Source organism: Pseudomonas sp. 30_B (genome assembly GCF_017491605.1).
In the GTDB taxonomy this organism is placed as follows: domain Bacteria; phylum Pseudomonadota; class Gammaproteobacteria; order Pseudomonadales; family Pseudomonadaceae; genus Pseudomonas.
Genome location: NZ_JAFGYY010000007.1, coordinates 51,709 through 76,713, shown reverse-complemented (window position 1 = coordinate 76,713; position 25,005 = coordinate 51,709). Strand labels below are relative to the sequence as shown.

General features: G+C 67.6%; 26 protein-coding genes and 1 riboswitch. Of the genes, 20 read left to right on the top strand and 6 right to left on the bottom strand.

From position 1 onward, the window contains the following. Window positions 1–54 precede the first annotated feature (54 nt). From J5M67_RS09650 to J5M67_RS09635, 4 genes are all read left to right on the top strand, one after another. Entirely contained in the window at window positions 55–507 is a 453-nt protein-coding gene (locus tag J5M67_RS09650; RefSeq protein WP_243434599.1) for a hypothetical protein, read from the top strand. A gap of 21 nt (window positions 508–528) precedes the next feature. Further along, entirely contained in the window at window positions 529–2,493 is a 1,965-nt protein-coding gene (locus J5M67_RS09645; protein WP_207885079.1) for a heavy metal translocating P-type ATPase, read from the top strand. Window positions 2,494–2,557: 64 nt separating this feature from the next. Beyond that, window positions 2,558–2,764, top strand: a complete 207-nt coding sequence (locus tag J5M67_RS09640; RefSeq protein WP_207885078.1) for a hypothetical protein — start codon at window positions 2,558–2,560, stop codon at window positions 2,762–2,764. 189 nt (window positions 2,765–2,953) lie between these two features. Further along, window positions 2,954–3,208: a hypothetical protein gene (locus J5M67_RS09635; protein ID WP_207885077.1), complete on the top strand. Its 255-nt coding sequence runs from the start codon at window positions 2,954–2,956 to the stop codon at window positions 3,206–3,208. Window positions 3,209–3,270: 62 nt separating this feature from the next. On the opposite strand, the gene J5M67_RS09630 is transcribed toward J5M67_RS09635, so the two are convergent. Genes J5M67_RS09630 through J5M67_RS09615 form a run of 4 tightly spaced genes read right to left on the bottom strand, consistent with a single transcriptional unit; the run spans window position 3,271 to window position 6,772 of the window. Beyond that, window positions 3,271–3,909, bottom strand: coding sequence for an ABC-type transport auxiliary lipoprotein family protein (locus J5M67_RS09630; protein ID WP_207885076.1), 639 nt, complete (start codon window positions 3,907–3,909; stop codon window positions 3,271–3,273). Further along, a complete protein-coding gene (locus J5M67_RS09625) occupies window positions 3,906–4,844 on the bottom strand; it encodes an MlaD family protein (protein WP_207885075.1) in 939 nt (312 codons plus the stop codon). Before J5M67_RS09625 ends, J5M67_RS09630 begins: the two co-directional genes overlap by 4 nt. After that, a complete protein-coding gene (locus J5M67_RS09620) occupies window positions 4,845–5,633 on the bottom strand; it encodes an ABC transporter ATP-binding protein (protein WP_207885279.1) in 789 nt (262 codons plus the stop codon). Continuing rightward, a complete protein-coding gene (locus J5M67_RS09615; RefSeq protein ID WP_207885074.1) occupies window positions 5,627–6,772 on the bottom strand; it encodes an MlaE family lipid ABC transporter permease subunit in 1,146 nt (381 codons plus the stop codon). Before J5M67_RS09615 ends, J5M67_RS09620 begins: the two co-directional genes overlap by 7 nt. A gap of 130 nt (window positions 6,773–6,902) precedes the next feature. Next, a riboswitch (cobalamin riboswitch) is annotated at window positions 6,903–7,129 on the top strand. Between the two features lie 113 nt (window positions 7,130–7,242). Here J5M67_RS09615 and btuB point away from each other — a divergent pair. The 11 genes from btuB (at window position 7,243) to J5M67_RS09560 (ending at window position 18,457) form a co-directional block, all read left to right on the top strand. Further along, entirely contained in the window at window positions 7,243–9,087 is a 1,845-nt protein-coding gene (gene btuB, locus J5M67_RS09610; RefSeq protein WP_207885073.1) for a TonB-dependent vitamin B12 receptor, read from the top strand. A 14-nt stretch (window positions 9,088–9,101) separates the two neighbouring features. Further along, a complete protein-coding gene (cobO, locus tag J5M67_RS09605; RefSeq protein WP_207885072.1) occupies window positions 9,102–9,713 on the top strand; it encodes a cob(I)yrinic acid a,c-diamide adenosyltransferase in 612 nt (203 codons plus the stop codon). Between the two features lie 274 nt (window positions 9,714–9,987). Further along, window positions 9,988–11,280 carry a cobyrinate a,c-diamide synthase gene (locus J5M67_RS09600; protein ID WP_207885071.1) on the top strand — a complete coding sequence of 431 codons (1,293 nt, stop codon included), beginning with the start codon at window positions 9,988–9,990 and terminating at the stop codon, window positions 11,278–11,280. Then, window positions 11,277–11,927 (top strand): 5,6-dimethylbenzimidazole synthase, encoded by a 651-nt coding sequence (gene bluB, locus J5M67_RS09595; protein WP_207885070.1) that lies wholly within the window; start codon window positions 11,277–11,279, stop codon window positions 11,925–11,927. The genes J5M67_RS09600 and bluB overlap by 4 nt, the downstream gene beginning before the upstream one ends. After that, on the top strand, window positions 11,924–12,853 hold the full coding sequence (gene cbiB / locus J5M67_RS09590) for an adenosylcobinamide-phosphate synthase CbiB (RefSeq protein WP_207885069.1): 930 nt from the start codon (window positions 11,924–11,926) through the stop codon (window positions 12,851–12,853). Before bluB ends, cbiB begins: the two co-directional genes overlap by 4 nt. Then, window positions 12,854–13,855: a threonine-phosphate decarboxylase CobD gene (gene cobD / locus J5M67_RS09585; protein WP_207885068.1), complete on the top strand. Its 1,002-nt coding sequence runs from the start codon at window positions 12,854–12,856 to the stop codon at window positions 13,853–13,855. Further along, a complete protein-coding gene (locus tag J5M67_RS09580; RefSeq protein WP_207885067.1) occupies window positions 13,852–15,303 on the top strand; it encodes a cobyric acid synthase in 1,452 nt (483 codons plus the stop codon). The genes cobD and J5M67_RS09580 overlap by 4 nt, the downstream gene beginning before the upstream one ends. A gap of 187 nt (window positions 15,304–15,490) precedes the next feature. Further along, complete coding sequence (gene cobU / locus J5M67_RS09575) at window positions 15,491–16,012, top strand: bifunctional adenosylcobinamide kinase/adenosylcobinamide-phosphate guanylyltransferase (RefSeq protein WP_207885066.1); 522 nt, start codon at window positions 15,491–15,493, stop codon at window positions 16,010–16,012. Continuing rightward, window positions 16,009–17,064 carry a nicotinate-nucleotide--dimethylbenzimidazole phosphoribosyltransferase gene (gene cobT, locus J5M67_RS09570; protein ID WP_207885065.1) on the top strand — a complete coding sequence of 352 codons (1,056 nt, stop codon included), beginning with the start codon at window positions 16,009–16,011 and terminating at the stop codon, window positions 17,062–17,064. Before cobU ends, cobT begins: the two co-directional genes overlap by 4 nt. Beyond that, the gene (gene cobC, locus J5M67_RS09565) at window positions 17,061–17,651 is read left to right on the top strand and encodes an alpha-ribazole phosphatase family protein (protein WP_207885064.1); all 591 of its coding nucleotides are present in this window, start codon (window positions 17,061–17,063) and stop codon (window positions 17,649–17,651) included. Before cobT ends, cobC begins: the two co-directional genes overlap by 4 nt. Further along, complete coding sequence (locus J5M67_RS09560) at window positions 17,648–18,457, top strand: adenosylcobinamide-GDP ribazoletransferase (RefSeq protein WP_207885063.1); 810 nt, start codon at window positions 17,648–17,650, stop codon at window positions 18,455–18,457. The genes cobC and J5M67_RS09560 overlap by 4 nt, the downstream gene beginning before the upstream one ends. A gap of 129 nt (window positions 18,458–18,586) precedes the next feature. Here the strand turns inward: J5M67_RS09560 and J5M67_RS09555 are convergent, their stop codons facing one another. Continuing rightward, window positions 18,587–20,407, bottom strand: a complete 1,821-nt coding sequence (locus J5M67_RS09555; protein ID WP_207885062.1) for an acyl-CoA dehydrogenase C-terminal domain-containing protein — start codon at window positions 20,405–20,407, stop codon at window positions 18,587–18,589. Window positions 20,408–20,582: 175 nt separating this feature from the next. Between J5M67_RS09555 and J5M67_RS09550 the strand changes: the two genes are divergently transcribed. The 5 genes from J5M67_RS09550 to J5M67_RS09535 all read left to right on the top strand — a co-directional run bounded on the left by J5M67_RS09550 (window position 20,583) and on the right by J5M67_RS09535 (window position 24,088). Further along, window positions 20,583–20,999 carry a MarR family winged helix-turn-helix transcriptional regulator gene (locus J5M67_RS09550; RefSeq protein WP_207885061.1) on the top strand — a complete coding sequence of 139 codons (417 nt, stop codon included), beginning with the start codon at window positions 20,583–20,585 and terminating at the stop codon, window positions 20,997–20,999. A 65-nt stretch (window positions 21,000–21,064) separates the two neighbouring features. After that, window positions 21,065–22,267, top strand: coding sequence for an MFS transporter (locus J5M67_RS09545; protein ID WP_207885060.1), 1,203 nt, complete (start codon window positions 21,065–21,067; stop codon window positions 22,265–22,267). Beyond that, a complete protein-coding gene (locus J5M67_RS29750; protein WP_279381561.1) occupies window positions 22,264–22,386 on the top strand; it encodes a hypothetical protein in 123 nt (40 codons plus the stop codon). The genes J5M67_RS09545 and J5M67_RS29750 overlap by 4 nt, the downstream gene beginning before the upstream one ends. A gap of 48 nt (window positions 22,387–22,434) precedes the next feature. Continuing rightward, on the top strand, window positions 22,435–22,992 hold the full coding sequence (locus J5M67_RS09540) for a glutathione peroxidase (RefSeq protein ID WP_207885059.1): 558 nt from the start codon (window positions 22,435–22,437) through the stop codon (window positions 22,990–22,992). A 163-nt stretch (window positions 22,993–23,155) separates the two neighbouring features. Next, on the top strand, window positions 23,156–24,088 hold the full coding sequence (locus tag J5M67_RS09535) for a DUF2167 domain-containing protein (protein WP_207885058.1): 933 nt from the start codon (window positions 23,156–23,158) through the stop codon (window positions 24,086–24,088). A 199-nt stretch (window positions 24,089–24,287) separates the two neighbouring features. Here the strand turns inward: J5M67_RS09535 and J5M67_RS09530 are convergent, their stop codons facing one another. Continuing rightward, window positions 24,288–25,004, bottom strand: coding sequence for a DUF3108 domain-containing protein (locus tag J5M67_RS09530; RefSeq protein WP_207885057.1), 717 nt, complete (start codon window positions 25,002–25,004; stop codon window positions 24,288–24,290). Between the last annotated feature and the right edge of the window lies 1 nt (window position 25,005).

The following is a 25,005-nucleotide window of genomic DNA, read 5'->3' as shown; positions in this document are numbered from 1 at the left end:
CATCTTCGTCCGGGCGGATAACGACAACCAGGAACACCAGGGGCGGGACATCCAATGACATCAGCCGGACTTCACACCATCGATAGAACCCGACGCTCGCTGCGGCGCTTGGCCCTGCAGTGCCTGGGCGCGCTGGCGCTGGTGCTGGGCTGCAGCCTTCCGGCGCAGGCCGACCGGGTCCTGCCGCCGGGCATGATGCTGGCGTTCGTCGACTACGCGCAGTTCCCGATGATCACACTGAAACGCCCCCGGCCCAGCCTGCTCAAGCAGATCCTCACCCTTGGGCTGTACCGCAAGAACATCACCTATCCGGTGGCGGCGTCCGTGCGCATCCGCGACGAGAACAACCACTTCGTCGTGAATGGAATGATGCCGCTGCTCAAGGGCAAGGTCGTCGCCGTCAAACCCGGCCTCGACAAGCAGATCAATCAGATCTGGGTACTGACCGAAGCGGAAGCCAACGAGTACGCGACCCGGCCGGGAACCCTGTTCCCACCCCTCAACTAATAAAGCAGGCACCTTCGCGGTATGAGCGTTCACCACCATCACGGCCATGCGCACCACGGCCACTCCCATGGCCACCTTACCGGTGGAATGCTCACCCGCGACGAGCAGCGCAGCGCGGCGCGCCAGCTCAGCCTGGCGATGATCGCCCTCGGGCTGCTGGTGCTGGGCCTGCTCTGGCGCTGGTTCGCCCCGCAGCAGGAGGGCGTGGCGCAGATGCTCCTGGGCGTTGCCTCGCTGCTGGTGGCGGTGCCCGTGCTGCGCTCGGGCTGGTACAGCCTGCGGTATCCCAGTCTGCACGGCATCACCGATCAGCTCATCGCCCTGGCCATGCTGGGCGCCTGGGCCACCGGCGACCTGATGACCGCCGCGCTGTTGCCGATCATCATGATCTTCGGCCACGTGCTGGAGGAACGCAGCGTGATCGGCTCGCAGGAGGCCATCGAGGCGCTGGGTCGCCTGACCCGCAGCCAGGCCCGGCTGATCGCCGCCGATGGCAGCGTTCGCGAAGTGGACAACGGCGAACTCCGCGCCGGCGACCAGGTGGAAGTCCGCGCCGGCGACCGCGTGCCCGCCGACGGCCGTGTGCTGGAAGGCCAGGCCAGCCTGGATACCGCGCCGATCACCGGCGAGTCGGTGCCGCTGGAAGCGGGCGTCGGCATGGAGGTCTACGGCGGCGCGATCAACCTCGACGGCCTGCTGCGCATCGAAGTGACCCGTACCGGCGATGCTTCCACCCTCGGCAAGGTCATCGCCCTGATGCAGCGCGCCGAACAGTCCAAGCCGCCCATCACCCGTCTGCTGGAGCGCTACGCCGGGCGCTACATGGTGCTGGTGCTGCTGATCGCCGCCGTCACCTGGTTCATCACCAACGACCCGCAGGCCATGCTCGCCGTGCTGGTCGCCGCCTGCCCCTGCGCGCTGGTGCTGTCGGCGCCGGCCACCGCCATTGCGGGCATCGCCGTCGCCGCCCGCCACGGCATCCTGATTCGCAGTTCGGCCTTCCTTGAGGAACTGGCCGACCTGACCTCGCTGGTGATCGACAAGACCGGCACCCTGACCTACGGCGCGCTGCGCCTGCAGGCAGTACGTCCGGAGGCCGGTGAACGTCGCGATGACATCGAGCGGCTGGCCGCCAGCCTGGGCGCCGCCAGCAGCCACCCGGTCAGCCGTGCACTGGCTTCGCTGGCGCCGCACGATGCGCATCACCCGCTGGCCGATATCCACGAGCGGCAAGGCCTAGGTGTGGTTGCCAAGACGGAGCAGGGCGAGGCCGCCCTCGGCCGACCGGAGCTGTTCGCTCGCCTGGGAATCTCGACACCGGCGGTGCCGGACCACGACGGTCCGATTGCCGGGCTGTCCCTGGGCGGTCGTTTCCGCGCCTGGCTGCTGCTGGCCGACAGCGTGCGCCCGGAGGCTACTCACGCCGTGGCCGACCTTCGGGATTTGGGGATCGGCCGGCAACTGCTGCTCACCGGAGACCGCCAGAGCGTGGCCGATTCGCTGGCCCGCGAAGTGGGCATCGACAGCGTGGTGGCCCAGGCGCTGCCGGAAGACAAGCTCACCCGGGTCAACGAGGAAATCCGCAAGGGCTTCCGCCCGCTGGTGGTGGGCGATGGCATCAACGATTCGCTGGCGCTCAAGGCCGGCGTGGTCGGTGTGGCGATGGGCGCCGGTGGGGCGGATATCGCCCTGGCTTCGGCGGATATCGTGTTGATCGGCAGCGATCTTCGTCGATTGGGGACCTGCGTGCGCCTGAGTCGTCAGTGCCGCAGCACCCTGCAGGTCAACGTGCTGATCGGCCTGGGCTGGACCCTGGCCATCGTCGCCGCCGCCGCTTTCGGCCTGCTGGGCGCCGCCGGCGCAATGATCGCGGCCATCCTGCACAACCTCAGCACCCTGCTGGTATTGGGCAATGCCGGGCGCCTGCTGCGTTTCGACGAAGCCCTCGGCCAGCCGGGCGCTCGTCTTGCCGAGGTACCGGCATGAGCCGCAGGCCGGTGAGATCGGCTATCATGTGTGCCGTTCCAATCTCTTGCAGAACCTTTTACCCATGACTTCCTCTCAGCAGCCGCCCCGCGACGACAGCGCGGAAAACGCTCAAGACTCCACCACCCTGTCCCTGACTGAGCTCGCCAAGGCTGCCCTGGCGGCACAGAAGCAGGCGAGCACTGCTTATCAGCACCGCAAGGCGCACGACAAGGCGGAATACCGCCCGCCGCATCCGCGCGGTTCTCGCCGCTCGATGGGCAAGCGCTGAGACGGCATTCAGCTTTTGGACTCTCCGACAACATCGGAGGGTCCGCTGGCTGAACTGCGTCGCTGAATCTGGGTCGAATCCCCACCGCCAGCCACCGGCGGTCGTTCGAATCACCAGCCCGCTTTCGCGAAACCGTCAGGGAATGACGGACGCGCCACCCACAGGCGCATCGCGTAGCAAGGAGATGCCATGAAATACCTGCTCCCCGTACTGTCCCTGCTGGCCCTGGGTGGCTGCATCACCATGACCGGCAACTACGAACTCAGCGCCCACGACGAAGCGGGCAATGCCCTGGGCAAGGGCAAGTTCCTCGCCCACGGCAGCGGCATCTACACCGTGCGCAATTCCCTTTGCTCGGTGTACCCCAAGGCCATCGTGACGATCCACGACGTGGATAACGACCAGGAGCTGGAGGGCGAGAGCCCCTACCATTGCCACAAGTGAAGGCGCGGCCTGCTCCCGGTAGGCGAAACCTGTGATGAAGGCCCGCTAGCTCGGGCCCGGGATCATTGGCCGGGCTTGGCTGGCTGCGCGATCTTCTGCGCCTGCCCCTGCTGCAACGTCCACTCCACCACCTGCGCGGCGAGCTGGTCGCTGGCTTTGCCGAAGGCGCTGACCACTTCCGCGACCTGTTTGCCGTCCACCGGCTGGCGCACTTCGAAGCTGCGCGAGGCAACGATGCGCTGACCGAGGGTGCGCACCAGACGCGCTTCGTAGCGGATGTGCACCACCGGTTTGCCGCCCTGGTACTCGCTCTGGAAGGCGCGCAGTTCGCCGGTGAGGTCGAGGTCGGCCTGCAGGCTGGATTCGTCGCTGCTCAGGGCGCGGATGCTGCCGTTGGCGGTGAAGGCGTCGAGCAGGCGGTCGCGCAGCAGTCCGGGGGCGCGGTTGGCCCAGCGTGCCCCTTGGTAGCTGCTGATCTGGTTGCCTTGGGGGATCACCGCGATGCGGTTGCTGTCCAGCGCGAGGCTCGCGCTGGGCGCGCTGACCCGCAGCGACCAGTCCACTGTCGCGCTGCTGTGTGTCGGCTGCTGGGCCGCTGGCAACAGGTAGAAGTCCGGGGTTTCCGCTTCCGGGAGGATCGAGCAGGCGCTGAGCAGTCCGAGCAGGACGGCGGCGCCGAGCAGGCGGGGAAGGGCGGTCATGGCTGGAACTCCTTGTTGCGTTCGCGGCCGAGCAGGTAGCCGGCGGGGTTTTCCTGCAGGCGGCGGGTGACGCCGCGCAGGTCCTCCAGGGTGGAGCGCAGCTCGCGCACCGCCGGGCCGATTTCGCCCAGTCCATTGAGGCCGCCGTTCACCGAGTCGTAGTTGTTGTTGAGCAATTGCTCGACCCGCTCGCTGCTGGCGCGCAGGGCGGCCAGGGTCTTCTGGGTGTCGTCGAGGATGGCCGGGCCACGGCTGCCGAGAGTCTGGTTGGCGCGTTCGAGCAGCGCGCTGGCGTTGGCCAGGGTGATGCGTGCCTGCTCGCTGGCGGCGGCCAGCTGCTTGACGGTCTGGCGGATGTCGTCGCGCTGCTCGGCGATCACGCTGGTGGCCTGGTCGATGTGATCGAGGGTTCGGCTGATGTGGTCGACGTTTTCCTGGGAGAACAGGCGGCTTGTGTTGGTGAGCAGGTTGTTGATGTTTTCGGCAATGTCTCCGCCATTGGCCAGGAACTTGGCCAATGGCGAAGGGATGGTCTTGATCACCGGGATGCTGCCGTCCTTGCTCACCAGTGGCGGGCTGTTCTGGGCGGTGCTGGAGAGCTGGATGATGGCCTGGCCGGTGACGCCGGTGAGTGCCAGCTTGGCGCGGGTGTCTTCGCGGATCGGCGTGCTTTCGTAGACGCGGATCCGCGCACTGACCTTGCTCGGGTCGTTCGGGTCCAGGCGCAGGGACACCACGTCGCCCACGCGGATGCCGCTGTACTGCACGGAGCCGCCTTCGGAGAGGCCGCTCACCGCCTCGTTGAAGATCACGTCGTAGTACTTGAACTTCTGGTCGTTGCTCGACTGCGCCAGCCACAGGGCGAATAGCAGCGCGCCAATCGAGACGAGCAGGGTGAACAGGCCGATCAGCACGTGATGGGCACGGGTTTCCATTCAGCTTTCCTCCCGCAGGTGCTCGGTGGCCTGCAGCGCGGCGCGGCCCCGGGGGCCGTGGAAGTAGTCCTGCACCCAGGCGTCGTTGGTCTCGGCTACCTGTTCCAGCGGCCCCACCACCAGCACGCGCTTCTGCGAGAGCACGGCGACTCGGTCGCAGATGGTGTAGAGGGTGTCCAGGTCGTGGGTGACCAGGAACACGGTGAGGCCGAAGGCGTCGCGCAGGGTCAGGATGAGTTGGTCGAAGGCCGCCGCGCCAATGGGGTCGAGGCCGGCGGTGGGTTCGTCGAGGAACAGGATGTCCGGATCCAGCGCCAGGGCGCGGGCCAGGGCGGCGCGCTTGACCATGCCACCGGAGAGCTCGGCCGGGTACTTGGCGCCGGCGTCCGGCGGCAGGCCGGCCAGCGATATCTTCACCTTGGCCATGAACTCGGCATCGCCGCGGGACAGGCCCGCGTGCTCGATCAGCGGCAGGCAGATGTTCTCGCTGACGGTCAGCGAGGAGAACAGCGCGCCGTTCTGGAACAGCACGCCGAAGCGGCGTTCCAGCTTCGAACGTTTCGGCGGCGGCAGCTCCAGCAGGTTCTGGCCGAAGACTTCCACGCTGCCTTCGCTGGGCTGGCGCAGGCCGATGATGCTGCGCAACAGCACGGACTTGCCGGTGCCCGAGCCGCCGACCACGCCGAGGATCTCGCCCTTCATCACGTCGAGGTCGAGGTGCTCGTGCACGGCATGGCTGTCGAAGCGGTTGGCCAGGTCGCGGACGACGATGATCGGTTCGCTCACCAGCCCATCTCCATGAAGAACAGGGCGAACACCGCATCCAGCAGGATCACCACGAAGATCGACTGGACCACGCTGGAGGTGGTGTGTTCGCCCACCGACTGTGCGCTGCCGCTGACGCGGAAGCCTTCCAGGCAGCCGATCACGGCGATGAGGAAGGCGAACACCGGGGCTTTGACGATGCCGACCAGGAAGTGCTGCACGGCGATGTCGTTCTGCAGCATGTAGAGGAACATGCGCGGCGAGATGTCCAGGCTCAGGGCGCAGACTACGCCGCCGCCGAAGATCCCGGACATCATCGCCAGGAAGGTCAGCAGCGGCAGGGTGAACAGCAGGGCGAGTACCCGTGGCAGCACCAGCAGCTCGACCGGGTCCATGCCCTGGGCCTGGATCGCGTCGATCTCCTGGTTGGCCTTCATCGAGCCGATCTGCGCGGTGAAGGCACTGGCGGTGCGGCCGGCGAGGAGGATGGCGGTGAGCAGCACGCCGAACTCACGGAGGAAGGCGAAGCCGACCAGGTCGACGGTGTAGATCGCCGCGCCGAATTTCTTCAGCACCGTGGCGCCGAGAAAGGCCACCACCGCGCCGACCATGAAGGTGAGCAGGGCGACGATGGGCACGGCGTCCAGGCCGGTCTGCTCCATGTGCGCGGCCAGCGAGGTGAGGCGCCAGCGGCGCGGGCGCAGCAGCGTGCGCGCCAGGGTCTGCAGGGTCAGGCCGATGAAGCCGAGCATGCCGACCACATGGCCGCGCACGGCGATGGTGGCGATGCCGATGCGTTCGAGGATGTCGACGATGGCATTGCCCGGCGGCGGCTTGCGTTCGTCCAGCCGGCACTGGGTGATGGCGCCGCCCACGGCGCGCAGCAGCGCCAGGCGCTCGGCGGGCAGGTTGTGGGTGATCTGTTCGAGCTGGCCCATGCGCGCGCCGCCGATGACGTCGGCGAGCAGCGCCGCACCGGCGGTATCCAGGGCGCCCAGGTCGCTGAAGTCCAGCTCGGCGGGTTGGCCGCCGTGGCGTACGTTGGCGACCTGGGATTCCAGGCTACTGAAGTGCGCCAGCGTCCAGTCGCCGCTGACGCGCATCAGCGATGGGCTGGATTGGGGATCGAGCTGGAGCTGGCCGGGCTGTGCAGTCGTCGTCATGTCTCGCATTCTAGCGAGTTTCTGCCGTGCCTCCACTGGACTTGTGTTTCTCCTTTTGGGCGCTCTGGGTCGGGCCTTGGCGACGGCCGCGACAGTCTGCTCAATTGACGCCCCAGGCCGCGAGCCTCTAAGCTGCGCGCCTGCTTCAGGTGCCCCCGGCGTGAGTCGGGGGTGAAACAGGGAAGCCGGTGAATTCGGACCTCGCGGTTCGGCCATTCCGGCGCTGCCCCCGCAACGGTAAGCGAGCATCGAGCCGCATTTCGCCACTGTGCCATCGGCATGGGAAGGCGCGGTTTCCGGAGCCTGTCACGGCCCCACTCGCAAGCCCGGAGACCGGCCTGCTGCACGCCATGGCATCGCGGGAGGCGCTGTCGATCACTCCGGCCGGCCTGTGCTGCCGGGGCGTTCCCGTCCTCCGCCTGCCCTTTCGGGTCAGAGCCGCGCGGGTGAGAGCGGCGGAGTGAGTTCACGTGAAGCATTACCTCTATTGGCCGACGGCGCTGGCGCTGGGCGGCTTCTCCTGTATCGGCCTGGCGGCCGGCGAAACGCCGCTGGCGCTCGACGACCAGCTGGTGACGGCCACCCGCACCGAACAACCTGCCGGGCAGAGCCTCGCCTCGGTGAGCGTCCTGGACCGTGCCGATATCGAACGCGCCCAGTCTCAGTCGGTACCCGACCTTTTGCGGCGCCTGCCGGGCATCTCCCTGAGCAGCAACGGCGGCCCCGGCAAAGCCACCAATCTCTATCTGCGCGGTAGCGAGTCCGACCATGTGCTGGTGCTGATCGATGGCGTCAAGGTTGGCTCGGTGTCCTCCGGCGGCGCGTCGCTGCAGGATTTGCCGGTGGAGCTGGTCGAGCGCATCGAAGTGGTGCGCGGGCCGCGTTCCAGTCTGTATGGCTCCGAGGCCATCGGCGGGGTGATCCAGATCTTCACCCGCCAGGCGCTGGAGCAAGGCTTCAAGCCCTGGGCCTACGCTGGCGCGGGCAGCCAGAGCACCTACGAAGGCAGCGCCGGGGCCTCGGCCGGCAATGGGCGCGGCTGGTTCGCCCTCGGTGTGTCGAGCCTCGGCACCGCCGGCATCGATGCCAAGGCCAACGGCGCCAGCGGCCACGAGCCGGACAGCGACGGTTACCGCAATCTCTCGGGCTCCCTGCGTGCGGGCTACCGCTTCGACAGCGGCCTGGAGCTGGACGGCAGCCTGTTGCAGACCGACTTCCACAACGACTTCGACACGGTGAACAGCCGCCGCACCCAGGGCTTCGATGCCTACAACGATGGCGTGCAGCGGGTGATCGGCGGCCGTGCGCGTTTCGCCCCACTGGAGCCCTGGCAAGTGAGCCTGTCCGCCGGGCGCAGCGAGGACGACTCCGATGCCTATCAGGACGGCGCCTTCTACTCGCGCTTCGACAGCCGCCGCGACACCGCGTCCTGGCAGAACGACCTGGACCTCGCCCCAGGCCAGACCCTGACGCTGGGCTACGACTGGCAGCAGGACGAGCTGAGCAGCTCCACCGACTACGCGGTGACCTCCCGCGACAACCGCGGCACCTTCGCCCAGTATCTGGGCAGCGTAGGGCGCCATGACTGGCAACTGAGCCTGCGCCACGACGACAACCAGCAGTTCGGCAGCCGCAACACCGGCAACCTCGCCTGGGGCTATGCGCTGACCGACGCCGTGCGCGCTTTCGCCAGCTACGGCACGGCCTTCAAGGCGCCGACCTTCAACGAACTCTATTACCCCGGCTACGGCAACCCCGACCTGGACGCGGAAACCTCGCGCAGCCTGGAAGTTGGCGTGGATGGTCGCCACGATTTGGGGCATTGGGCGGTGAACCTGTACCGCACCATGATCGACGACCTGATCGCCTACGACTCGGCTTTGCGCGCTCCGGACAACATCGACCAGGCGCGCATACGCGGCATCGAATTGCAATTGGGCAGCCAGTGGCACGACTGGGTGTGGAACGCCAACGCCAGCCTGCTCGACCCGGAAAGCCGTGCCAGCGGCAGCCGTGGCAACGACCTGCCGCGCCGTGCCCGGCAATTGTTCAACCTGGACCTCGACCGGCGCTTCGACGCGCTGAGCCTGGGCGCCAGCCTGCATGCCGAGGGCCATCGCTACGACGACCTGGCCAACCGCAATCGCCTGGGCGGTTTCGCTACGCTGGACCTGCGCGGCGAATACCAACTGAACCCGGAATGGCGCCTGCAAGCTCGCCTGAGCAACCTGTTCGACGCCGACTACCAGACCACCCTGGGCTATCAGCAGCCCGGCCGCGCCGTACTCTTCGGCGTGCGCTACCAGGCCCTTTGAGAGGAGAGAGACCGATGAGCGAATCCCCGGAAAAGGACGAACGCCACCGTTCGCGCATGCAGCGCAAGAAATCCGTAATCGACGAGAAGATCGCCCAGGCCCAGGGCGAACGTGGCGTGTTCCTGGTCAACAGCGGCAACGGCAAGGGCAAGAGCAGCTCGGCCTTCGGCATGGTCGCCCGAGCCCTGGGCCATGGCATGAAAGTAGGCGTGGTGCAGTTCATCAAGGGCGCCGCCACCACCGGTGAGGAAGCCTTCTTCCGGCGCTTCCCCGAGGAAGTCAGCTACCACGTGATGGGCGAGGGCTTCACCTGGGAGACCCAGGACCGTCAGCGCGACATCGCCAAGGCTCGCGAGGCCTGGGAGGTCGCCCGCCAGTTGCTGAGCGATACGCAGGTCGGCCTGGTGGTGCTGGACGAGGTGAACATCGCCCTCAAGCACGGCTACCTGGAGCTGGAGACCGTGCTCGCCGATATCGCGGGCCGCCCGTCGATGCAGCATGTGGTCGCCACTGGGCGCGGCGTGCTGCCGGCGATGGTCGAGGCGGCCGATACCGTGACCGAGATGGGCCTGGTGAAGCACGCCTTCAAGGCGGGTATCAAGGCGCAGAAAGGGGTGGAGTTCTGATGTTCGTGGCTGGCCCTCACCCCAGCCCTCGGCTTGGGCATCCTGCGTCGCCCTACCTCCTGCATCCATGCAGTCGTCTCCCAAGGGGAGAGGGGGCAGTTGGGTGCTTCATGCATCAACGGTTTGAGTTGATCAACCACTGTGCTGCCGTGTCGTCCGTCCAAAGTGCTGGCCGGCGAGCGCCATACTTTGATGACACGCCGAACGGCTCCCTCTCCCTCAGGGAGAGGGCTGGGGTGAGGGCGCTCTTTGCCTCACTGATGGAGTCCCATTGATGCAACTCCGCCACTGCCCCGCACTCCTGATCGCCGCGCCCGCCTCCGGCCAGGGCAAGACCACCGTGACCGCCGCCCTGGCGCGCCTGCACACGCGCCTCGGGCGCAAGGTGCGGGTGTTCAAGTGCGGCCCGGATTTCCTCGACCCGATGATCCTGGCCCGCGCCAGCGGCGCGCCGGTCTACCAGCTGGACCTGTGGATGGTGGGTGAGGACGAAAGCCGCCGGCTGCTCTGGGAGGCCGCCGAGGAGGCCGACCTGATCCTGATCGAGGGCGTGATGGGCCTGTTCGATGGCTCGCCTTCGGCCGCCGATCTCGCACGGCGTTTCGGCGTACCGGTGATGGCGGTCATCAACGGCCAGTCCATGGCCCAGACCTTCGGCGCGCTGGCGGTCGGCATGGCCACCTACCAGCCGGACCTGCCGTTCTCCGGCGTGCTCGCCAACCGCATCGGCAGCCAGCGCCATCGCGACCTGGTGCGAGACAGCCTGCCGGAGTGGATTCGCTGGTACGGCGCGTTGCCGCGCGACACCGAAGTCGAGTTGCCCAGCCGCCACCTGGGGCTGGTGCAGGCCGATGAGCTGGCCGACCTCGACGCCCGCCTGGACGCCGCCGCCGATGCCCTGGCCGCCAGCGCCAGTACCGAGCTGCCGCTGCCGGTGAGCTTCGCTTCGCCCGAACCGCGCGCGGCGCAAGGCCGCCTCGATGGTGTGCGCATCGGCGTGGCGCGGGACAATGCCTTTGCCTTCCTCTACCAGGCCAACCTCGACCTGCTGCGCGAGCTGGGCGCCGAGCTGGTGTTCTTCTCGCCGCTGCGCGATGTGGCGCTGCCGGAGGTGGACAGCCTCTACCTGCCCGGCGGTTATCCGGAGTTGCATCTGCGGGCGCTGGCAGAAAACCAGGCCATGGCCCACGCGATCCGCGCCCATCACGAAGCCGGTAAACCGATCCTCGCTGAGTGCGGCGGCATGCTCTACCTGCTCGACGCGCTGACCGACGTGGCAGGCGAGCGCGTCGAACTGCTCGGCCTGCTGCCTGGCGAGGCGCGCATGCAGAAACGCCTGGCGGCCCTGGCGCTGCAGGCCGTGACGCTGCCCGAAGGCACCTTGCGTGGACACACCTTCCACCATTCGCTGCTGGACAGCGCCGAAGCGCCGCTGGCCCGTGGCGTCTGCCCGAACGACAAACCGGTGGCCGAGGCGGTGTTCCGCCGTGGCCGTTTGACCGCGTCCTACATTCACTTCTATCTGCCGTCCGACCCGGATGCCGCAGTGGCGCTGTTCCGACCATGACCGACCACGCCTATACCCCCGAGGAGCGCGCCGCGCTCTACCGCGCCATCGCCGAGCGCCGCGACATGCGCCACTTCTGCGGCGGCGAGGTGGCGCCCGAGCTGCTCGCCCGCCTACTGGAAGCCGCGCACCAGGCGCCCAGCGTCGGCCTGATGCAGCCCTGGCGCTTCATCCGCGTCACCCAGCCGGAACTGCGCCGGTCGATCCACCGCCTGGTGGACGAGGAGCGTGTGCGGACCGCCGAGGCGCTGGGCGAGCGTTCCGGTGAATTCATGCGGCTGAAGGTGGAGGGCGTGCTCGATTGCGCCGAGCTGCTGGTGGCCGCCCTGATGGACGGCCGCGAGGCTCACGTGTTCGGCCGCCGCACCCTGCCCCAGATGGATCTGGCCTCGCTGTCCTGCGCGATCCAGAACCTCTGGCTGGCCTCTCGCGCGGAAGGGCTGGGGATGGGCTGGGTGTCGCTGTTCGACCCGACTGCGCTGGGCGAGCTGCTCGGCTTGCCAGCCGGCGCCGAGGCGGTGGCGGTGATCTGCCTGGGGCCGGTCGCCGAATTCTATCCGGCGCCCATGCTGGCCCTGGAAGGCTGGCGCCAGCCGCGCCCACTCACCGAGCTGGTATTCGAGAATCATTGGGGAGAGCAGCCATGAACCTGGCGCTACTGACCGTGCTCGGGGTGGCGCTGGACGCGCTGATGGGCGAGCCCAAACGCTGGCATCCGCTGGTGGCCTTCGGGCGCTTGGCTGATCGCCTGGAACGCCGATTCAATCGCGCGCGCACTGATGCGGCGACCGACACGCCGGGCCTGGGCTGGCGCAGCCATGGCGTCACTGCCTGGGTGCTCGCCGTCATTCCCCTGACGCTGATCGCGCTGCTGCTCAGCCTGCTGCCTTATGTCGGCTGGATCGTGCAGGTGCTCGCGCTCTATGCCGCGCTGGGCCTGCGCAGCCTGGGCGAACATGCCGAGCCGGTGGCGCTGGCCTTGCGAGCCGGCGATCTGAATGAAGCACGCCTGCGCGTGGGCTACATGGTCAGCCGCGAGACCTCCGCGCTGGACGAGACCGCCGTGGCCCGCGCCGCCACCGAGTCGGTGCTGGAGAACGGCAGCGACGCGGTATTCGCCGCGTTGTTCTGGTTCGCCGTGGCCGGCGCGCCGGGCGTGGTGCTGTATCGCCTGAGCAATACCCTCGATGCCATGTGGGGCTATCGCAATGTGCGCTTCGAGCGCTTCGGCTGGGCGGCGGCGAAGATCGACGACCTGCTCAACTACATCCCCGCGCGGCTGGTGGCGCTGACCTACGCGCTGCTCGGCCACACCCGCCTGGCCCTGCGCTGCTGGCGCACCCAGGCGCCGCAGTGGGACAGCCCCAACGCCGGCCCGGTGATGGCTGCAGGCGCCGGAACGCTGGGCGTCGCGCTGGGCGGCGCCGCCCGTTATCACGGTGAGCTGCATGAACGTCCGCAACTGGGCGAAGGCCCGGCGCCGATCGCGGCGGATATCTGGCGTGCGCTGGCGCTGGTGCGCCAGGGCGTGCTGCTGTGGTTGGCGGTGATCCTGATTCTGGGAGTGCTCTGAATGCTCGAACATGGTGGCCGGTTGCGCCGGGCGGCGCAGCAGTACGGCATCCCGCTGGCGGAGTGGCTGGACCTGTCCACCGGCATCTCGCCCTGGCCGTGGAACCTGCCGGAAATTCCGGCCAACGCCTGGATGCGTTTACCCGAGGACGACGACGGCCTGGAGGCCGCCGCCCGCCGCTATTACGGCGCCGAGCAACTGCTGCCGCTGTCCGGCAGCCAGGCCGCCATCCAGCTGCTGCCGAAGCTGCGGCCGGCGGGCAGGGTCGGCGTGCTCTCGCCCTGTTACGCGGAGCACGCCGAGGCCTGGCGCAGCGCTGGGCATGACCTGCGGGAAGTCGGCGATCACGATGTGGCGCACCAGTTGGAGCACTTCGACGTACTGGTGGTGGTCAACCCGAACAATCCCACCGGCCGGCGCATCGAGCCCGGGGTGCTGCTGGAGTGGCATGCACGGCTGCAGGCGCGCGGCGGCTGGTTGGTGGTGGACGAAGCCTTCATGGACTGCACCCCGGAGCAGAGCCTGGTCGCCAGCTGCGCCAGCCGGCCAGGGCTGGTGGTGTTGCGGTCGTTCGGCAAGTTCTTCGGGCTGGCCGGTGCGCGACTGGGTTTCGCCTTTGCCGAGCCGGGCCTGTTGGCGCGCCTGGCGCAATTGCTCGGCCCCTGGTCGGTGAGCGGCCCGACGCGCTGGGTGGCGCAGGCGGTGCTGGGGAACTTCCACGAGCATATCGAGCGCCGCCGCGACCTGGCCGAAGCCAGTCGGCGTCTGGCGGGGCTGCTTGGCGAGCACGGTTTCGCGCCCCAGGGCGGCACGTCGCTGTTCCAGTGGACGGTGTCCATGCAGAGCCACGCGCTGCGTGATCACCTGGCGCGCCAGGGAATTCTCGTGCGCCTGTTCGAAACGCCCGCCAGCCTGCGCTTCGGCCTGCCGCCGGATGAAGATGGCTGGCAGCGCCTGGAACAGGGGTTGCGCACCTTCAACCAGATGGAGAGCCTGCGATGACCACCTTGATGGTGCAAGGCACGACCTCCGACGCCGGCAAGAGCACCCTGGTGACCGCGCTGTGCCGCTGGCTGCGCCGCCAGGGTGTGGCGGTGGCGCCGTTCAAACCGCAGAACATGGCGCTCAACAGCGCGGTGACCGCCGACGGCGGCGAGATCGGCCGCGCCCAGGCGGTGCAGGCTCAGGCCTGCGGACTGCCGCCGCACACCGACATGAACCCGGTGCTGCTCAAGCCCAACAGCGATGTCGGCGCCCAGGTGATCATCCATGGCCGCGCGGTGACCAGCATGAACGCCGCCGCGTATCACGACTACAAGCGGGTGGCGATGCAGGCGGTGCTGGAGTCCCATGCTCGCCTGGCCGCGCAGTATCCGGTGGTGATGGTTGAAGGGGCGGGCTCGCCGGCGGAGATCAACCTGCGCGCCAACGACATCGCCAACATGGGCTTCGCCGAGGCGGTGGACTGCCCGGTGATCCTGATCGCCGATATCGACCGGGGCGGCGTGTTCGCCCACCTGGTCGGCACCCTGGAGCTGCTCTCCGAGTCCGAACGGGCGCGGGTGAAGGGTTTCGTGATCAACCGTTTCCGCGGTGACATCGCCCTGCTGCAGGGCGGCCTCGACTGGCTGGAGGAGCGCACCGGCGTCCCGGTGCTGGGCGTGCTGCCGTACCTGATGGATTTCCACCTGGAAGCCGAGGACGCCATCGATGTACGCCAGTCGGCCAAGACCGGTGAGCGCCTGCGCGTGTCGGTGCCGGTGCTGCCACGCATCAGCAACCACACCGATTTTGACCCGCTGCGCCTGCACCCGCAGGTGGAGCTGAGCTTCGTCGGGCCGGGGCAGCCATTGCCGCCGACCGACCTGATCATCCTGCCGGGCTCCAAGAGCGTGCGCGCCGATCTCGCCTTCCTCCGCGAGCAGGGCTGGGAGTCGGCGATCCGGCGCCATCTGCGCTATGGCGGCAAGCTGCTGGGCATCTGTGGTGGCCTGCAGATGCTCGGTCGCACCTTGGCCGATCCCCACGGGCTGGAGGGGGCGGCGGGGGAGAGTGACGGCCTCGGCTTGCTCGATTTCCGCACCGTGCTGGAGCTGGAGAAGCAGCTGCGCAATGTCAGCGGCCGACTGGCGCTGGAAGATGCCGAGGTGGCCGGGTACGAGATTCATGCCGGCGTCACTGATGGCCCTGCGCTGGAACATCCCGCCGTACGCCTGAGCGATGGCCGCGTCGATGGCGCCCTGAGTGCGGACGGCCAGGTGATGGGCACCTACCTGCACGGTCTGTTCGAGTCCCCGGCCGCCTGCTCGGCGCTGCTGCGCTGGGCGGGGCTGCGCGAGGTGCGGAGCATCGACTACCACGCGCTGCGCGAGCGGGACATCGAACGCCTGGCCGATCAGGTCGAGGCGCATCTGGATACCGAAAAGCTGAGGGCGCTGTGCGGACTGTAGGGCGGATAACCGCTCACGGTTATCCGCCGTTTCGTCGCGCCGTGGTTTCGGCGGATAACGCCTGGGGCGTTATGCGCCCTACGAGGCTATGCAGATATTTCTGGTTCCCCGCGTTCGCGGGGATGACGCCTGATCCACCCTCGTCATTCCCGCGAATGCGGGAATCCAGCAGCAGTGGAGATTTGTCATGCTTGAACTGATCCTCGGCGGCGCCCGTTCGGGCAAGAGCCGCCTGGCCGAGCGCCTGGCGCTGGAAAGCGGCTTGCCGGTTACCTACGTTGCCACCGCCCAGGCCGGCGATGGCGAGATGTCCGCGCGCATCCTCCAGCACCGCGAGCGCCGTCCCGCACAGTGGGGGCTGGTGGAAGAGCCGCTGGCCCTGGCCGATACGCTGGAGCGCCTGGCCGCCCCCGAGCGCTGCGTGCTGGTAGATTGCCTGACACTGTGGGTCACCAATCTGCTGATCCATGAAGACGGCTGGCGCCTGCGCGGCGAGATCGATGCGCTGCTTGAGGTGCTGCCGCGCCTGCCGGGGCGGATCATCCTGGTGAGCAATGAAACCGGTCTGGGTGTGGTGCCGCTGGGCGAGCTCAGCCGCCGTTATGTCGATGAGGCCGGCTGGTTGCACCAGTCGCTGGCCGAGGTCAGCGAGCGCGTGGTATTCACTGTCGCCGGCCTGCCCATGGTGCTCAAGGGGGATGCGTTATGAGTTTGCAATGGTGGCTTCAAGGCACTCAACCGGTCGACCGCGTGGCGCAGGACAAGGCCGCCGCGCGCCAGGACCAGCTGACCAAGCCGCGCGGCGCGCTGGGCCGGCTGGAGGAGGAAACCATCCGCCTGGCCGGTCTGCAGGGTCGCGAGCGGCCGACGCTGGATCACGTCTGGATCGCCCTGTTCGCCGGTGATCACGGCGTGGTGGCGGAAGGCGTGTCGGCCTATCCGCAGGCTGTGACCGTGGAGATGCTGCGCAATTTCGTGCGCGGCGGCGCGGCGATCAGTGTGCTGGCCCGCGATCTCGATGCGCGTCTGGAGGTCATCGACCTTGGTACGGCGACGCCGCTGGAGCCGCTGCCGGGCGTGTTGCATGTGATGGTCGGTGCCGGCACCGCGAACTTCACCAGGGAGCCGGCAATGTCCGCCGCGCAGTGCCTGATCGCCCTGGAAACCGGGCGCGAGGCGGTGCGCCGTGCGCAGCAGGCCGGCACTGAACTGTTCATCGGCGGCGAGATGGGCATCGGCAATACCAGCGCGGCTGCCGCGCTGGCCTGCGCGTTGCTGGGCGAGCCGGCACAGGCGCTGGTCGGTCCCGGCACCGGGCTGGACGCCCAGGGTGTGGCGCGCAAGGTCGAGGTGATCGATCGTGCGCTGGCGCTGCATCGTCCCCACTGCGATGACCCCTTCGAGGCGCTGTGCCGCCTGGGTGGTTTCGAGATCGCCGCGCTGGTCGGCGCCTACCTGGCCTGCGCGCAGAAGGGCATTCCGGCGCTGGTGGACGGCTTCATCTGCAGCACCGCCGCGCTCTGCGCCACGCACCTGAACCCCGGTTGCCGCGACTGGCTGCTGTTCGCCCATGCCGGCGCGGAGCCGGGGCACAACCGGGTGCTCGCCGCGTTGGATGCGCAACCGCTGCTGGACCTCGGCCTGCGCCTGGGCGAGGGCAGCGGTGCGGCGCTGGCGGTGCCGCTGCTGCGCCAGGCCTGCCGGCTGCATGACGGCATGGCCACCTTCGCCGAGGCGGCGGTATCGGACCGCCCGGCATGACGCTGCGCCTGGACCTGCTGCGCCATGGCGAGACCGAGCAAGGCGGTGGTTTTCGCGGGCGCCTGGACGATGCGCTGACCGAGACCGGCTGGGCGCAGATGCGTGCGACGGCCGGCGAGGCGTGCCGCTGGTCGGCGGTGGTCAGTTCGCCGCTGCAGCGTTGCGCGGCCTTCGCCGAGGATCTGGCGGGCCGTCACGGCCTTCCGCTGAGCCTCGACGCCGACCTGCGCGAGCTGGATTTCGGCCAATGGGAAGGCCTTTCGCCAGCTAAGCTGATGGAAAGCGATGCCGAGGCGCTGGGGCGTTTCTGGTCCGACCCCTACGCCTTCCCGCCGCCGGATGGTGAGCCGCTGGGTGACTTCGAGTCCCGCGTGTTCCGGGCGCTGGAGCGGTTGTACCGCGACCACGCCGGTGCCTCCCTGCTGGTGGTGACCCACGGCGGCGTGATGCGCCTGCTGGGCGCCCTGGCTGGCGGCTTGCCGGCCCGGCGTTTGCTGGAGGTGGTGGTCGAGCACGGCCAGTGCCTGTCGCTGGCGGTGACGCGTGAGGGCGACGGCTGGCGAATCCAGCAGGCGGAACAGCGATGAGCGAACAACCCGAACGAGAGGAGCCCGTGCCGCCGTCGGGCGACGCACAAGCGACCTTGCCTGCCGGCCAGCCCAGCGACTGGTGCCTGCCGCTGGTGGCGCTGCAATTCCTCACCCGCCTGCCGGTCCACTTCAAGCAGATGCCGACGTCGGAGCAGTTCGGCCGGGCGACATTGTTCTATCCACTGGTGGGGTTGCTGATCGGCGGGCTGTTGATGGGCGTGGGCGAGTTGCTGGTCAACGTGCACTTGTTGTTGCAGGCGGCGCTGCTGCTGGCGTTGTGGGTGCTGATCAGCGGCGGACTGCACCTGGACGGACTGGCCGACACGGCGGATGCCTGGGTGGGTGGGCTGGGGGATCGCGAGCGCACCCTGGCGATCATGAAGGATCCGCGCTGCGGACCGGTGGCCGTGGTGACGCTGGTGGTGCTGCTGCTGCTGAAGTTCGCCGCGATCACGGCGGTGCTCGGCAATCACCAGTATTGGGCGCTGTTGCTGGCGCCCTGGCTCGGGCGTTGTGCCTTGCCCTTGCTGTTCTTCAATACCGGTTACGCCCGCCCTGGCGGCCTGGGACAGGCGCTGGCCGATCACCTGCCGCGCCGGGCGATGCCCTGGATGCTGGTGGGCAATGCCGCGTTGATGATGCTGGCGGGGCTGCCTGGCATGCTCGCGGTGGCGGTGACGCTGGTGGCCTTCGTCTGGCTGCGCCGCCGCTTCATCGCCCGCCTGGGCGGCACCACCGGCGACACCGCAGGCGCGATGGTGGAGCTGGTCGAATGCGCGGTGCTGGTGGCGCTGGCGGTCTGAGTAGAGCTGTTGTCGGAGCATGGGTGGGCTGAACGTGTAGGAGCGAGCTTGCTCGCGAACCGCATGGCTCCGATGCGGCCGGGAAACTCGTTCGCGAGCAAGCTCGCTCCTACAGGGGCATCGCCGCCATCAATCGAAGGCGAAATGCTCCGTCTTCAACCCCATGATCGACCGCACCGGCTTGGCCATCGCCGCCGCATGCCCTTTGGCGCGAGGCAACAGACGGGCGAAGTAGAAGTCACTGGTGGCGATCTTGGCCTTGTAGAAGTCGCTCGACTCGCTGCCGCCCTGGCGCAGGCGCTTGCGCGCCGCGGCTTCCTGCAGCGCCCAGGAATACGCCAGCGCGGCGTAGCCGGAGAACATCAGGTAGTCGTGGCTGGCGGTGCTCACCAGGTCGCGCTGCTTGCGGGCGGTGAGGGCGATGCGCAGCGTCAGCAGGTTCCACTGCGCGCAGAGCTTGAGCAGGATGAGCGCGCGGCCGCGCATGGCCGGCTCCTGCTTGAGCAGTGCGACGGCGAACTTTGCCACCTGCCGGGTGAAGTCGCGCACGGCCTTGCCCTGGGTCATCAGCAGCACCTTGCGGCCGAGCAGGTCCAGCGCCTGGATGCCGGTGGTGCCCTCGTAGAGCGTGGCGATCCGTGCGTCGCGGACGATCTGCTCCATGCCGTGTTCCTTGATGTAGCCGTGGCCGCCGAACACCTGCATGCCGAGGTTGGCGCTCTCCAGGCCCAGTTCGGTGAGGCAGCCCTTGAGGATCGGGGTGAGGAAGCCGAGCTTGTCGTCCCAGCGGTCGTACTCGGCGTTGTCGTTGGTCAACAGGCCCTGGATCATCTTGTCGGCGTACTGGGTGGCCAGGTAGATCAGCGCGCGGCCGCCCTCGGCCACGGCCTTCTGGGTCAGCAGCATGCGGCGCACGTCGCCGTGGTGCATCAGGCTGTCGGCGATCTCGCCCGGTTCCTTGGTGCCGGAAAGGGCGCGCATCGAGCGGCGCTCACGGGCATAGGCGAGCGCGCCCTGGTAAGCCAGTTCTGCGGTGGCTACGCCCTGGATGGCGGTGCCTATGCGCGCGCTGTTCATGAAGGTGAACATGCACTCCAGGCCCTTGTTCGGCTCGCCGATCAGGTAGCCGGTGGCGCCGTCGAAGTTCATCACGCAGGTGGCCGAGGCCTTGATGCCCATCTTCTTTTCCAGTGCGCCGCAGGTCACGCCGTTGCGCGGGCCGAGGCTGCCGCTTTCACCTGGCAGAAACTTCGGCACGATGAACAGCGAGATACCGCGCGTGCCTTTCGGTGCATCGGGCAGGCGCGCGAGGACGATGTGCACGATGTTCTCGGTGAGGTCGTGCTCGCCGGAGGAGATGAATATCTTGGTGCCGGTGATCGCGTAGCTGCCGTCGGCGTTGGCTTCGGCGCGGGTCTTCACCTGGCCCAGGTCGGTGCCGCACTGCGGCTCGGTCAGGCACATGGTGCCGCCCCAGCGGCCTTCGGTGAGCGGGGTGAGGTAGGTACGTTTCTGCTCCTCGGTGCCGTGCTGCATCACGGTGTTCATCGCGCCCAGCGACAGGCCCGGATACATGGAGAACGGCCAGTTGGCGGTGCCCAGCATCTCCTGCTTGAGCGCGCCCAGGCTCATCGGCAGGCCCTGGCCGCCGTACTCCACGGGATGCGACAGGCCCTGCCAGCCGCCAGCGACGTAGGCGTCGTAGGCTTCCTTGAAGCCCTTGGGCGTACGCACTTCGCCGTTCTCCAGGTGGCAGCCTTCCTCGTCGCCGCTGTGGTAGAGCGGGGCGATCACTTCCTCGCAGAGCTTGGCGCATTCGCCAAGGATGGCGTCGACCATGTCCGGCGTTGCTTCGCCGCCGTTGACCAGGTTCTGGTAGTGAGTCGGAAAGTCGAAGACTTCGTTGAGCAGGAAGCGGGTGTCGCGCAGCGGAGCTTTGTAGACGGGCATCGGGGGACCTCGGAGCGGGATGCGCCCCGTCGAATGCGCGGGGCTGGATGGCCAAAGTTATACGGCTGGCTCCGTGCGATGCCCTTGGCTGTGCCAACGTGGCGATCTGGCAGATGGGACAATCGGTCGCGACGGGCGTTGACGCAGCGTCAATTGCGGGTATATACACGTATCCATGCTGACGACCCAATGCCTCTGTACCAAGCTGCGCCGCTCCGCCCGTGCGGTCACCCGTGTCTATGACGATGCCCTGAAGGGTATCGGGCTGACCACGCCGCAATTTTCCCTGTTGCGGCACCTGTCGCGTCTGGAGCAGCCGAGCATTTCCGATCTGGCCGAAGCCATGGGGCTGGACCGCAGTACCCTCGGACGCAACCTCAAGCCGCTGGAAGCCGAGGGGCTGGTGCGCCTGGCCGAGGGTGAAGACCAGCGCAACCGTATCGTGGTGCTGACCCCGGAAGGGCTGGCGCGCATCGAACTGGGCCGCGAGGCCTGGGATGCGGCGCAGCGGGATGTGGCGGCGCACCTGGGCGAGGACAAGCGCCGTCAGCTGGAAGCCTTGCTGGATGAGTTGGCCGAGTTGGAGTGCTAGCGGCGGCCGGCGTGCAATCTGGATCAACGATTAAAAGCGGGTATATACCCGTGTAGGAGCAAACGATGTCGAAGCTATCGCGCACAGGGTTCTGGATACTCCTGTCCGGCGCCCTGATCCTGGCCCTGTCCCTGGGCATCCGCCATGGTTTCGGCCTGTTCCTGGCGCCGATGAGCGCCGAGTTCGGCTGGGGGCGCGAAACCTTCGCCTTCGCCATCGCCCTGCAGAACCTCATCTGGGGCATCGCCCAGCCCTTCACCGGGGCCATCGCCGACCGCTTCGGCGCCATGCGCACAGTGCTGGTGGGCGGCATTCTCTACGCCATCGGCCTGGTGCTGATGGGGTATTCCGACTCGGCCTTCAGCCTGTCGCTGAGCGCCGGCCTGCTGATCGGTATCGGCCTTTCGGGCACGTCGTTCTCGGTGATCCTCGGCGCAGTCGGCCGCGCGGTGCCACTGGAGCGCCGCAGCATGGCCATGGGCATCTCGGCGGCGGCCGGCTCCTTCGGCCAGTTCGCCATGCTGCCGGGCACCCTCGGACTGATCAGTTGGCTGGGCTGGTCCGCCGCGCTGCTTGCGCTGGGGCTGCTGGTGGCCTTCATCGTCCCGCTGGCAGCGCTGATGCGCGACAAGCCGCTGCCCGTGCAGGGCCACGAGCAGACCCTCGGCGAGGCGCTGCGCGAGGCGGCCGGGCATTCCGGGTTCTGGCTGCTGTCGCTGGGTTTCTTCGTCTGCGGCTTCCAGGTGGTGTTCATTGGCGTGCACCTGCCGGCCTACCTGGTGGACCGCCATCTGCCGGCCACTGTCGGCACCACGGTGCTGGCGCTGGTGGGGCTGTTCAATGTGTTCGGCACCTACATCGCCGGCTGGCTCGGCGGGCGGATGAGCAAGCCCAAGCTGCTTACCGGCCTGTACCTGCTGCGTGGCGTGGTGATCGTCGCCTTCCTCTGGGCGCCGCTGACGGTATGGACGGCCTACGCCTTCGGCATCGCCATGGGCCTGCTGTGGCTCTCTACTGTGCCGCTCACCAACGGCACCGTGGCCACGCTGTTCGGTGTGCGCAACCTGTCGATGCTTGGCGGCATCACCTTCCTGTTCCACCAGATCGGTGCCTTCCTCGGCGGTTGGCTGGGTGGTTACGTGTACGACCACACCGGCAACTACGATCTGGTCTGGCAGATTTCCATTCTTCTCAGCCTGCTCGCTGGCCTGCTCAACTGGCCGGTGCGCGAACGCCCGGTCGAGCGGGCGGTGCTGGGGGCGGCGTGAGGCGTCCTCTGGCGATCGTGTTGGCGCTGGGTATCAGCCTGGCGCTGGCCGGCCTTGCCTGGTGGGGCTGGCAGCGTGGCGGGCTGGCGCTGATGCAGCTGGGGATGGGCAGTTGCTGAGCCCCGCCGCGCAGCGTAGCGTGGCGGAATAATTCGAGGATCACCGCCATGTCTGCCCGTCTTTCCCTGCTCGCCCTGTCCCTCCTGCTGCCGCTGGCCGCGCAAGCCGCCGACTGCCCGGCGCTGCTCAAGACCCAGGGCGAGTTGCCCAAGCTGCGCTCCAAGGATGTGCTCGACCTGTGCGAGCTGTACGCCGGCAAGCCGCTGGTGGTGGTGAACACCGCCAGCCACTGCGGCTTCACCCCGCAGTTCAAGGGCCTCGAGGCCGTCTACCAGAAGTACAAGGGCCAGGGTCTGGAAGTGCTGGGCGTGCCCTCCGACGACTTCAAGCAGGAAGACGCCGACGCCGCCGAGACTGCGAAGATCTGCTATGGCAATTACGGCGTGACCTTCAACATGACCTCGGTGCAGCATGTCCGTGGCGACGACGCCATCCCGCTGTTCAAGGATCTTGCCCAGCAGGCCGACCAGGCGCCGCGCTGGAACTTCTTCAAATACGTGGTGGATCGCCAGGGCAAGGTCGTGGCGGAATTTTCCAGCCTGACCAAACCGGACGATCCCGAGCTGCAGGCAGCGATCGAGAAGGCTATCGCCAGCCAGCCATGAGCCGTGGGGGTGTCGGAAAGCCGGGCCTATGCCCGGCTTTTTTGTGCCTGCGCCGGCTGTGGAGAAATTTCCTGTTACATAAGTTGTGGCGAGGTGCCACACTTCACTCCCCGGACCGCGTCAGGCGGTCACCGGATCATGGATTGATTCAGGAGATTTCCCTATGGATGGTAAAGCCCTCTTCCTCGTTGCATTGCTCGCCCAGGCCGTCGCCGCTCCGGCGTTCGCCGCCCCCGCCACGTCCAACCAGAGCGAGGCCCCAGCGCCCGCCGCCGCACAGGCCGCCGGGTCGGACGAGGAGATGTCCCCCGAGACCTTCGTCGCCAGCCTGCACTTCCAGAAGGGCAAGGTGGTGGTCGGCGACAACCTCGCCACCTTCGACCTGCCGGAAAACTTCGTCTTCCTCGACGGCAAGGATTCTGAGCGCGTGCTCGAAGCCTGGGGTAACCCGCCGAGCTCCGAGCCGCCGCTGGGCATGCTGATGCCCGCTGGCGTGTCGCCTTTCGAGCCCGCCGCCTGGGCGGTGACCGTGCAGTACGAGGAGAGTGGCTACGTCTCCGACGAGGACGCCGGGAAGATCGACTACGCCGAGATGCTCAAGGAGATGCAGGACGACCTGCGCGAGGCCAACCCGGAGCGCGAGAAGCAGGGTTTCGAGGCGATCCAGCTGATCGGCTGGGCCGCACCGCCGCACTATGACGCCGCGGAGAAGAAGCTCTACTGGGCCAAGGAGCTGAAGTTCGGCGACAGCAAGGAGCACACGCTGAACTACAACATCCGCGTGCTCGGCCGCAAAGGCGTGCTGGTGCTGAACTTCGTCGCCGGCATGGAGCAGTTGCCGGAGATCGAGCAGAACGTCGGCAAGGTGCTGGCGATGACCGAGTTCAATCCGGGTAGCCGCTACGTGGACTTCAACCCGAGCATGGACAAGGTCGCCGCCTATGGCCTGGGCGCGCTGATCGCCGGCAAGGTCGCCGCCAAGGCCGGGCTGTTCGCCACCGCGCTGATCCTGCTGAAGAAGCTGTGGATCGTCCCGGCACTGGCCATCGGCTGGATCGCCCGCCGCTTCAAGCGCAAGCCGTCGAACGAAGGCTGATTCGCGGGCATGAAAAGGCCGGGCATCGCCCGGCTTTTTTGCTTTTGGTAGGAGCGAGCTTGCTCGCGAACCGTTTGACTCTGATGCAGCCGGGAACAGTGTTCGCGAGCAAGCTCGCTCCTACAAAGGGCCTTGCGCCGCAGTGAACAGGCAATAAAAAAGCCGGGCAGTTGCCCGGCTTTTTCGTTGCGCTGAAGGATCAGCCCTTTTCGCCCTGGACGGTCTTGCCGCCCACGGTGCCGTCCTTGAGCATGATCTGGTACTCCTTGCCGTCGGACTCCTGCTGATACAGGCGCACGAGCAGGAAGTCCCAATCCTTGGCGAACCAGAGGATGGTCTTGCGGTTGCTCTTGGTGGGGTCGCGCACGCGCTCTACCTTGATGGCGGTGATCAGGCCGGCCTGGGTGCGGACCTTTTCCTCGCCGAGCACGCGGAAATCGTAGGTATCGGTCTCGGTACCCTCGATCACCTGGTAGCTCATGGCCTTCTTGCCGACGGCAACGTCGTGCTGCAGCGCGAGCTGGTAGGTGGACTTGTCCAGCTGGCCCTTGTTCAGCGGCTGGCGCACCTGGTCGCCGCGGTCGCTGCCCAGCACCTGCTTCTCGGCCCAATCGAAATCGAGCTCGGTCTGCTTGTTCTTGCCCAGACCTTCACGCGCCCAACGGTAGGTCAGGGGCATGTAGACGTCATTTTCGACTTTGAAGGTGCTGCTTTCGGTGAGGCTGGCGAGCAGCATCGACGCCTTGAAATCCAGTTCCCAGCGACCGCCGTCGCCTTGCTTGAGGCTGCGGGAGGCGGTCCCGCTGATCGGCATCTGTTTCCAGTCGGCGGTGTAGCTGGCCTCGAACGGCTTCAGCTCGAAAGCCTGTGCCGGCAGGGTCAGTACTGCCATCAGGAACAGCAGGGCTCTACGCATC

What these genes read in the sequence shown, in the direction of transcription:
- J5M67_RS09650 (WP_243434599.1), top strand. Translation starts at nt 55, where the DNA reads ATGACATCAGCCGGACTTCACACCATCGATAGAACCCGACGCTCGCTG.
- J5M67_RS09645 (WP_207885079.1), top strand. Translation starts at nt 529, where the DNA reads ATGAGCGTTCACCACCATCACGGCCATGCGCACCACGGCCACTCCCAT.
- J5M67_RS09640 (WP_207885078.1), top strand. Translation starts at nt 2,558, where the DNA reads ATGACTTCCTCTCAGCAGCCGCCCCGCGACGACAGCGCGGAAAACGCT.
- J5M67_RS09635 (WP_207885077.1), top strand. Translation starts at nt 2,954, where the DNA reads ATGAAATACCTGCTCCCCGTACTGTCCCTGCTGGCCCTGGGTGGCTGC.
- J5M67_RS09630 (WP_207885076.1), bottom strand. Translation starts at nt 3,909, where the DNA reads ATGACCGCCCTTCCCCGCCTGCTCGGCGCCGCCGTCCTGCTCGGACTG.
- J5M67_RS09625 (WP_207885075.1), bottom strand. Translation starts at nt 4,844, where the DNA reads ATGGAAACCCGTGCCCATCACGTGCTGATCGGCCTGTTCACCCTGCTC.
- J5M67_RS09615 (WP_207885074.1), bottom strand. Translation starts at nt 6,772, where the DNA reads ATGACGACGACTGCACAGCCCGGCCAGCTCCAGCTCGATCCCCAATCC.
- cobO (WP_207885072.1), top strand. Translation starts at nt 9,102, where the DNA reads ATGAGCGAATCCCCGGAAAAGGACGAACGCCACCGTTCGCGCATGCAG.
- J5M67_RS09600 (WP_207885071.1), top strand. Translation starts at nt 9,988, where the DNA reads ATGCAACTCCGCCACTGCCCCGCACTCCTGATCGCCGCGCCCGCCTCC.
- bluB (WP_207885070.1), top strand. Translation starts at nt 11,277, where the DNA reads ATGACCGACCACGCCTATACCCCCGAGGAGCGCGCCGCGCTCTACCGC.
- cbiB (WP_207885069.1), top strand. Translation starts at nt 11,924, where the DNA reads ATGAACCTGGCGCTACTGACCGTGCTCGGGGTGGCGCTGGACGCGCTG.
- cobD (WP_207885068.1), top strand. Translation starts at nt 12,854, where the DNA reads ATGCTCGAACATGGTGGCCGGTTGCGCCGGGCGGCGCAGCAGTACGGC.
- J5M67_RS09580 (WP_207885067.1), top strand. Translation starts at nt 13,852, where the DNA reads ATGACCACCTTGATGGTGCAAGGCACGACCTCCGACGCCGGCAAGAGC.
- cobU (WP_207885066.1), top strand. Translation starts at nt 15,491, where the DNA reads ATGCTTGAACTGATCCTCGGCGGCGCCCGTTCGGGCAAGAGCCGCCTG.
- cobT (WP_207885065.1), top strand. Translation starts at nt 16,009, where the DNA reads ATGAGTTTGCAATGGTGGCTTCAAGGCACTCAACCGGTCGACCGCGTG.
- cobC (WP_207885064.1), top strand. Translation starts at nt 17,061, where the DNA reads ATGACGCTGCGCCTGGACCTGCTGCGCCATGGCGAGACCGAGCAAGGC.
- J5M67_RS09560 (WP_207885063.1), top strand. Translation starts at nt 17,648, where the DNA reads ATGAGCGAACAACCCGAACGAGAGGAGCCCGTGCCGCCGTCGGGCGAC.
- J5M67_RS09555 (WP_207885062.1), bottom strand. Translation starts at nt 20,407, where the DNA reads ATGCCCGTCTACAAAGCTCCGCTGCGCGACACCCGCTTCCTGCTCAAC.
- J5M67_RS09550 (WP_207885061.1), top strand. Translation starts at nt 20,583, where the DNA reads ATGCTGACGACCCAATGCCTCTGTACCAAGCTGCGCCGCTCCGCCCGT.
- J5M67_RS09545 (WP_207885060.1), top strand. Translation starts at nt 21,065, where the DNA reads ATGTCGAAGCTATCGCGCACAGGGTTCTGGATACTCCTGTCCGGCGCC.
- J5M67_RS09540 (WP_207885059.1), top strand. Translation starts at nt 22,435, where the DNA reads ATGTCTGCCCGTCTTTCCCTGCTCGCCCTGTCCCTCCTGCTGCCGCTG.
- J5M67_RS09535 (WP_207885058.1), top strand. Translation starts at nt 23,156, where the DNA reads ATGGATGGTAAAGCCCTCTTCCTCGTTGCATTGCTCGCCCAGGCCGTC.
- J5M67_RS09530 (WP_207885057.1), bottom strand. Translation starts at nt 25,004, where the DNA reads ATGCGTAGAGCCCTGCTGTTCCTGATGGCAGTACTGACCCTGCCGGCA.